Genomic DNA, 7,670 nt, shown 5'->3' on the forward strand with positions numbered 1-7,670 from the left:
ACTCTACTTTTATTTGAGTTAAGCAGGAGGTGGTGCAATAACTTCACGACTACCGTTGTGAGCTGGTGGTGAAACGACACCCGCTGCCTCCATGGTCTCGACGAGCCTTGCGGCCCGGTTGTAGCCAATACGTAATTTACGCTGCACTGATGAGATCGAGCATTTACCGGATTCGGTCACAAAGGCAACCGCCTGATCGTACAGATCGTCTTTTTCACCGTCGGCGTCATCGCCGCCCATCCCCGGCACCGAACCATCCTCACCCACTTGTGTGATTTCTTCGATGTAGTCAGGTTCCCCACGTTGCTTCCATTCTGCAACGACGCGATGCACTTCGTCATCGTCAACGAAGGCTCCATGAACCCTTTCAGGCAAAGCGTTACCTGGAGGCATAAACAGCATGTCGCCATGCCCCAGCAGCTGCTCAGCTCCGCCCTGATCAAGAATGGTCCGCGAGTCGATTTTTGATGACACCTGGAATGCAATCCGCGTCGGTACGTTTGCTTTGATCAAGCCGGTAATAACGTCCACAGATGGGCGCTGAGTCGCCAGAATCATATGAATGCCTGCCGCACGTGCTTTTTGAGCGATTCGAGCGATGAGTTCTTCTACTTTCTTACCAACCATCATCATCATGTCGGCAAACTCGTCCACGACAATCACAATGTACGGCAAGGGTTCAAGCGTGGGCGGAGTCGTATCGAATGATTGATCAATCTGCCAAAGCGGATCAGCCAGTGGCGTACCCGCTTCAATGGCGTCCTTAACCTTCTTGTTATAACCGGCAATATTACGAACACCCATTGCAGCCATTAACTGATAGCGGCGTTCCATTTCAGCGACCGACCAACGAAGGCCACTGGCGGCCTCTTTCATATCAGTGATAACAGGTGTCAGCAGATGAGGAATCCCTTCATAGACGGATAATTCCAGCATCTTCGGATCGACCAGAATCAACCTTAGCTCTTCGGGCGTAGACTTGAATAGCAGTGAAAGCAGCATTGCATTCACACCCACCGATTTACCCGAGCCTGTCGTACCTGCAACGAGTAGATGCGGCATCTTGGCAAGGTCAGTAATCACGGGATTGCCCGCAATATCATGACCCAGCGCGAGCGTAAGCGGTGATTTCGACTTATCGTAATCTTCGGACGACAAGACCTCACCCAGCGTAACCATGGCGCGATTTTCGTTAGGGACTTCAATCCCCATGACCGACTTGCCCGGTATGACCTCTACAACACGTACCGCAACCATGGCCATCGAGCGTGCGAGATCCTTCGCCAGGTTCGATATCTTACTGGCCTTCACACCCGGTGCCGGCTGGATCTCAAAACGCGTAATAACCGGGCCCGGTGCCACAGCAGTCACTTCAATCTTTACACCGAAGTCGGCAAGTTTCTGCACCAGCAGCTCGGATAAGTCGTGCAGACGTTCCTCCGAGAAGCCGGCCTTGCCATCGCTTTTGGGAGGGTCCAGCAAAGCAATTGAAGGTAACGGGTCGTTACCTTTGAATAATTTGCCTTGCAGGTCTCGTTTGGCCCGGTCGCTTGGGCGCGACTCGCGCTTTTCGAGCGGCTCAATTTTCAAAGACTTAACATCGGCAACAGCGTTTTCGATGATGTCAGTATTGGGTGCCGTCTTGGGCACTTCGCGAGCGGCCACAGCCTGTACCGGGATGGCATCTTCGTTTCTTGCCTCTTCGTTTCTTGCCTGGGCGGCAGGTGCGGGTTTGGGCTCGGCTTCAGGGCCAGGTTCAGACTTAGAGACATCCCAGGGCAGATCACTTACGAGCGAATCGTCACCTTGGTCATCCAATGCACTAAAACCTGCGAAGCTGTCGAGCGGGTCCTTGTCTGCATCGGATGCCGCACCGACTGATGGCGGATCGAACCGGCTATTCTTAGGTGAACCTGAGTTCGAGGCGGTGATTTCAGGCTTATTGGCAGAGTCAGGCTCTTGGGTGCCAGTCGCACGTTTCCTGGCGATAAAGGCGAATGCCTTGTGAAGGATGCTGTCACCGGTCGTTTTTTGGTTGTGGGCAGTAGTACCGGCTTTCTCCACGCTTTGAGAGTCAGCTTTCTTGTTTCCGGAAATGCGCCCAACAAAAGAAAGAGCAGCACCACCGACCCGCTCGAAAAACATCAGCCAGGAGAACTCAAGAAACAACACAAGGCCGAGTGCCAGTGCGACAATCAGAATTGAGACGGACCCGATAAAGCCGAACAGCGGCACCATCAGCGCTATAGCGCCCTCGCCTATGATGCCGCCGGCACCAGCTGGGAGGAGCTCACCGCGCCAGATACTAACATCTGCCAGAGCGGCAAGTGAGATAAGAATGAGTAACAGGCCGCTGGCCCTGAGCACCCAGACCCGCCCTTCTACGGTTGGCGCCTTGCGGAACAACAACCAGGTCTTAGCCATGATCAGAGCAGGAAAAGCGAATGCGAGATATCCCAGGCCGTGAAGCAGAAAGTCGGCCAGGTAGGCTCCGACGCGCCCGATGGAGTTATCTGCTGTGCCGCTGCCGACAACAGACCATGCGACATCTTCCGGGTCATAAGAAAAGAGAGCCAGAAACAGCAAAACACAACCAAGCGTAAGCAGAAGAAACCCTATGTCGTGGCGTTTACGCCAGCCGTCGTCCGACATATTTTTCTGTTTGTTGTCGATTTCAGAGTGCTGCGATGACAAAATATCGTCCTGCTAATGGTCAAACGTCCACAGTCTAACACGGCTAAACGAGCCTGTTCATAACTATGATTGATTGGTTAGATGAGTTCCGGCCGCCGGAATTCCCAGATACAAGTAGAGCACTCGAAGAGCCAGAAGGACTTCTTGCCGCTGGCGGCCATCTGAGCCCCGCCTGGCTGGATTGCGCCTACCGGAAAGGAATCTTTCCATGGAATGACCCTGATGAGGCACGACTCTGGTGGACTCCTATGCCTCGGGCAGTCATTCTTCCGGAAACCTTCAGAATTCCTAAAAGGATTGCCCGCGAGGTTCGCAATACCGATCTTCGCGTCACAGCGAACCTTGATTTCAGAGGAGTAATAAAGGGCTGTATGGCTCCCCGGGCCGACAGCGAAGGTACCTGGATAGACGATGAGATTATTGATAACTACCCCAGACTCCATAACGCAGGTCGGGCGATATCAATAGAGTGCTGGGATAAGTCCGGAGCCTTGTGTGGTGGTTTCTATGGGCTATCCATAGGACGTATTCTCTTTGGCGAAAGTATGTTTACCCAACACAGCGGAGCATCAAAGGTGGCCTTTGCTACCGCCGCCCCACTCCTGTTTGAACTTGGTTTTGAGATGATTGATTGCCAGATGCGAACCTCACATCTGGAGCGATTCGGTATTATAGAGCTGGATCGCCCTGAATTTGAGAGCCGACTTCTCGCGGGAGCAAACAAGCCTTCGCCTCCACCACTTCCCGGCGCTCTGAAATGAGATCAATCCCCTTATTTACACCTGCCGAGACACACGCCTGTCCATACCTTGAAGACAGACAAGCGCAGAGTCAGTATGTCGACCCCAGGATAGTACCAGACATAGATACCATGAGCGCCTTGAGTCGGCTGGGCTTCCGGCGCAGCGGAAAGCTCATTTACCGGCCCTCCTGCCCATCGTGCCGCGAATGCCAGTCCATCAGAATCCCAACTGCGCAATTTACCCTGAGCAGAAACATGAAACGCGTACTCAGTCGAACTCGCCACTGGCAGGTGTCGGTGCGCCCTCTGTCGGATAGTCCTGAGTTCTTCGATCTCTACTGCAGATATATCAATGCGAGGCATCAGGATGGCGACATGTATCCCCCCTCCCGACAGACCTACGATGAGTTTATTGGCGAAAGCCTCGGCAACACACAGTTTCTCGTGGCCGAGGATGGCGAGGGGGTAATTGGTGTTCTGGTTTTCGACAGATTCAATGATGGGCTTTCGGCTGTGTATTGCTTCTACGAGCCGGACCGCGAAAGCGAATCAGTAGGCACATCCATGATTATCCGCCTGACGCTGTTAGCCCGAAGCGTCGGACTTCCCTACAACTACCTCGGCTATTACGTCGAGAACTGCCGAAAAATGAGCTACAAAGCACGCTTCACTCCTCTTGAAGTTCTGAGTGATAACGACTGGATACGCCTAAATCCCGCCTAAGCTTTGCCATAGCGAGTGTTTTAAGGCAGAATGCGCGCGCATTGAACAAGTTTCAGACAGGTGACGAATGGCAAAAGACGATCACATTGAAATGGAAGGCGAAGTCATCGACACGCTTCCTAATACAATGTTCCGGGTTAAACTGGAAAACGGTCACGTAGTGACCGCTCATATTTCCGGCAAAATGCGTAAGAACTACATCCGTATTCTTACTGGCGACAAAGTTAAAGTGGAACTGACACCTTACGATCTCAGTAAGGGACGCATCACTTACCGCGCTCGCTGATCCTCGCCTTCGGCAATCTGCCGGCCATCAGGCCGGCATTGCCTCAGGTAATTCCAACGAAAGCTCGCCGTCGACGACGGTAATCTCAATCTCACCACCCTTCGAAAGATCACCAAACAGGATCTTCTCAGCCAGCGGTTTCTTGATCTTATCCTGAACCAAACGAGCCATTGGGCGAGCACCCATTTTCTCGTCATAGCCGTGCTCAGCAAGCCAGTTGCGGGCCTCATCATCAACGTTCAGCAGTACGCCCTTGTCGTCCAGCTGCCCTTGAAGTTCAGCCAGGAATTTATCGACAACATGTAGCGTGGTATCCGGCGTAAGCGGCGCGAACTGAATAACACTGTCGAGACGGTTGCGGAACTCAGGTGTGAACAGCTTCTTAAGCTCCTCGGCACCATCCGTTGTATGATCCTGCTGGGTGAAACCAATACTCGCACGACTCATCTGAGCAGCACCGGCATTGGTCGTCATAACCAGAATCACGTTACGGAAATCCGTCTTGCGACCATTGTTATCCGTCAGCGTACCGTGGTCCATAACCTGAAGCAGAATATTGAACACCTCAGGGTGAGCCTTCTCAATTTCATCCAGAAGCAGAACACAATGAGGCGTTTTATTTACCGCTTCTGTCAGCAAGCCGCCCTGGTCATACCCCACATAACCCGGAGGCGCACCAATCAGGCGAGATACCGTGTGGCGCTCCATGTACTCAGACATGTCGAAGCGGACAAGCTCCATGCCCATGACAGACGCCAGCTGCTTCGTAACCTCAGTTTTACCGACGCCGGTTGGGCCAGCAAAGAGGAAAGAGCCGATCGGCTTCTGCGGGCTGTTCAACCCGGCACGAGACATCTTAATGGCAGTTGAGAGTGTCTGAATCGCTTCATTCTGACCAAACACTACCATCTCAAGCTTATCTTCGAGACCAAAGAGCAGTTCTTTGTCAGACGCAGAAACAGACTTCGGTGGAATTCGTGCTATCGCTGCGACCACCTCTTCTACTTCTCCGACATTGATGGTCTTTTTACGTTTGCTTGGTGGAACCATCTGCTGCAAAGCACCTACCTCATCAATCACATCAATGGCCTTATCGGGCATATTGCGGTCATTGATATAGCGATCAGCCAGCTCTGCAGCGGCTTTAAGGGCTTTGTCCGTGTACTTAACTTTGTGGTGCTCTTCAAAGCGGGACTTGAGGCCTTTGAGGATTTTGTAAGTATCCTCAACAGACGGCTCTGCAACATCGATCTTCTGGAAGCGACGAGTCAGAGCACTGTCTTTCTCGAAAATGCCACGGAACTCTGTGAACGTGGTAGAGCCAATGCAGCGCACCTCACCTGAGCTCAGTAGCGGCTTCAGCAGGTTGCTCGCATCCATAACGCCACCAGAGGCGGCCCCCGCACCGATAATGGTGTGAATTTCATCGATAAACAGTATGCCGTGAGGCTGACGCTTCAACTCTGCCAGCAATGCTTTAAAACGTTTTTCGAAGTCACCCCGGTATTTGGTACCAGCCAGAAGTGCGCCCATGTCGAGACTGTAGACAACAGCATCGCTGATCACATCTGGCACTTCTTCATCGACAATGCGCTTAGCCAGACCTTCAATAATGGCAGTTTTACCGACACCAGAGTCACCCACCAGAAGCGGATTATTCTTACGTCGACGCGCCAGAATCTGCACAAGACGATTAACTTCAAACTCGCGTCCGATCAATGGGTCGATTTTACCCTCGCGCGCCAGGCGATTGAGGTTAGTCGCATACCCTTCAAGAGCGGACTTCGAACCCGTTTCCGCTTCTTCATCGAGATTGTCTGCCGCCTGATCAGCGCCCTCTTCAGGGCCGCTGACTTTCGAAATACCGTGAGAGATGTAATTAACCACATCAATGCGAGCGATGTTCTGCTGCTTCAGGAAATAAACAGCCTGACTCTCCTGCTCACTGAAGATAGCGACAAGAACATTCGCACCGGAGACTTCGGTTTTGCCCGATGACTGAACGTGGAATACGGCACGCTGCAGGACGCGCTGAAAACCCAACGTTGGTTGAGTCTCCTGCTCGCCATTAGATTCAGGGATAAGGGGAGTTGTGGAATCGACGAAGTCATCCAGATCTTTGCGAAGTTTGACAATATCGGCTCCGCAAGCCTGAAGTACGGTCGAAGCCGCATCATTGTCTAGCAGCGCCAACAGCAGATGTTCGACTGTCATAAATTCGTGACGCTTAGAACGAGCCTCCTTGAATGCTTCATTCAGGGTTTGCTCGAGTTCTCTATTCAGCATAAAGCCTCCTGGTTTCAGTCGTCTGCCGGGGCTATCTCACACATCAACGGATGTTGGCAGTCCTTGGAGTATTGATTCACAATTTCTGCTTTAGTTTCAGCAATGTCTTTAGTATAGACGCCACACACGGCACTGCCTTTCATGTGGACCGCGAGCATAATCTCGGTCGCCTGCTCCGGTGTTTTGCTGAAAAACTGTTGTAAAACCTCTACAACAAACTCCATTGGGGTGTAGTCATCATTCATCATCACCACACTATACATCGACGGGCGCTTCAGCTCCGGCAGGGACTCCTGAACCGCAATATTTCCGTCTTCTTCGTGATGAGGATCCTGACCATTTAAGCTTAGTTGATATTTATACATGACGCGTCGATGGGATTCTGTGTTTGCCAAATTAGTCACATGATAACGCTGTCAGGCCAACCCGACCACTCAGGCATACCACCTTAGTCGAATATGTAATTAATTAGGTTAATTAGTGTCTTGACGGGCCACAATGGGCGGCGTAGGTTCTATACGACTAGGGTATACAAGCCCTATCCACGAAAAACGCACCTATATCTGTAGTTATAAGGAGATTTGCGATGAAAACAGGGACTGTAAAGTGGTTCAATAACGCCAAAGGTTACGGTTTTATCCTAAGTGACGAAACCAATGAAGATCTGTTTGCCCATTACTCAGTCATTGATATGGACGGATACCGCACACTGAAAGCAGGGCAATCTGTCCAATTCGACATCAAACCCAGCGATAAAGGACTGCACGCGATCAACATCCGGGCCCTTGAAGGTGCAGAGGCTTCAGCACCAGCAGCAAAGGCTGAACAAGCAGAGCCTGCCTGAGGCGCAATCTGTTTCAGGCGCGCATAAAAAACCGCCGGAAGGCCACTGCTGTCCCACAGTTTTGGGATCATATAACGAGCCTCATCTGAGGCTCG

Annotated in this window: 7 protein-coding genes; 4 read left to right on the plus strand and 3 right to left on the minus strand. The window is 51.9% G+C overall.

Annotation, left to right across the window (positions count from 1 at the left end; translation table 11 throughout):
- Positions 1-18: 18 nt before the first annotated feature.
- The gene (locus tag AC5E51_RS14540) at positions 19-2,694 is read right to left on the minus strand and encodes a DNA translocase FtsK (RefSeq protein ID WP_491778755.1); all 2,676 of its coding nucleotides are present in this window, start codon (positions 2,692-2,694) and stop codon (positions 19-21) included.
- A gap of 65 nt (positions 2,695-2,759) precedes the next feature.
- Here AC5E51_RS14540 and aat point away from each other — a divergent pair, with 65 nt between their 5' ends.
- The 3 genes from aat to infA all read left to right on the plus strand — a co-directional run bounded on the left by aat (position 2,760) and on the right by infA (position 4,445).
- Positions 2,760-3,455 (plus strand): leucyl/phenylalanyl-tRNA--protein transferase, encoded by a 696-nt coding sequence (gene aat / locus AC5E51_RS14545; RefSeq protein WP_491778756.1) that lies wholly within the window; start codon positions 2,760-2,762, stop codon positions 3,453-3,455.
- The gene (locus AC5E51_RS14550) at positions 3,452-4,159 is read left to right on the plus strand and encodes an arginyltransferase (protein ID WP_491778757.1); all 708 of its coding nucleotides are present in this window, start codon (positions 3,452-3,454) and stop codon (positions 4,157-4,159) included. Before aat ends, AC5E51_RS14550 begins: the two co-directional genes overlap by 4 nt.
- Positions 4,160-4,226: 67 nt before the next feature.
- Positions 4,227-4,445 carry a translation initiation factor IF-1 gene (gene infA / locus AC5E51_RS14555; RefSeq protein WP_028292799.1) on the plus strand — a complete coding sequence of 73 codons (219 nt, stop codon included), beginning with the start codon at positions 4,227-4,229 and terminating at the stop codon, positions 4,443-4,445.
- A gap of 27 nt (positions 4,446-4,472) precedes the next feature.
- Here the strand turns inward: infA and clpA are convergent, their stop codons facing one another.
- Together clpA and clpS are read right to left on the minus strand one after the other, a co-directional pair.
- Positions 4,473-6,731, minus strand: coding sequence for an ATP-dependent Clp protease ATP-binding subunit ClpA (gene clpA, locus AC5E51_RS14560; protein WP_301378763.1), 2,259 nt, complete (start codon positions 6,729-6,731; stop codon positions 4,473-4,475).
- Between the two features lie 14 nt (positions 6,732-6,745).
- On the minus strand, positions 6,746-7,126 hold the full coding sequence (gene clpS / locus AC5E51_RS14565) for an ATP-dependent Clp protease adapter ClpS (protein WP_491778758.1): 381 nt from the start codon (positions 7,124-7,126) through the stop codon (positions 6,746-6,748).
- 191 nt (positions 7,127-7,317) lie between these two features.
- Here clpS and cspD point away from each other — a divergent pair, with 191 nt between their 5' ends.
- Complete coding sequence (gene cspD, locus AC5E51_RS14570; protein ID WP_491778759.1) at positions 7,318-7,575, plus strand: cold shock domain-containing protein CspD; 258 nt, start codon at positions 7,318-7,320, stop codon at positions 7,573-7,575.
- The last annotated feature ends 95 nt before the right edge of the window (positions 7,576-7,670 follow it).

This window comes from Thalassolituus sp., assembly GCF_984348125.1.

Excerpts from the sequence above, each read along its gene's own strand:
- aat (WP_491778756.1), top strand. The coding sequence starts at position 2,760 with ATGATTGATTGGTTAGATGAGTTCCGGCCGCCGGAATTCCCAGATACA.
- AC5E51_RS14550 (WP_491778757.1), top strand. The coding sequence starts at position 3,452 with ATGAGATCAATCCCCTTATTTACACCTGCCGAGACACACGCCTGTCCA.
- infA (WP_028292799.1), top strand. The coding sequence starts at position 4,227 with ATGGCAAAAGACGATCACATTGAAATGGAAGGCGAAGTCATCGACACG.
- clpA (WP_301378763.1), bottom strand. The coding sequence starts at position 6,731 with ATGCTGAATAGAGAACTCGAGCAAACCCTGAATGAAGCATTCAAGGAG.
- cspD (WP_491778759.1), top strand. The coding sequence starts at position 7,318 with ATGAAAACAGGGACTGTAAAGTGGTTCAATAACGCCAAAGGTTACGGT.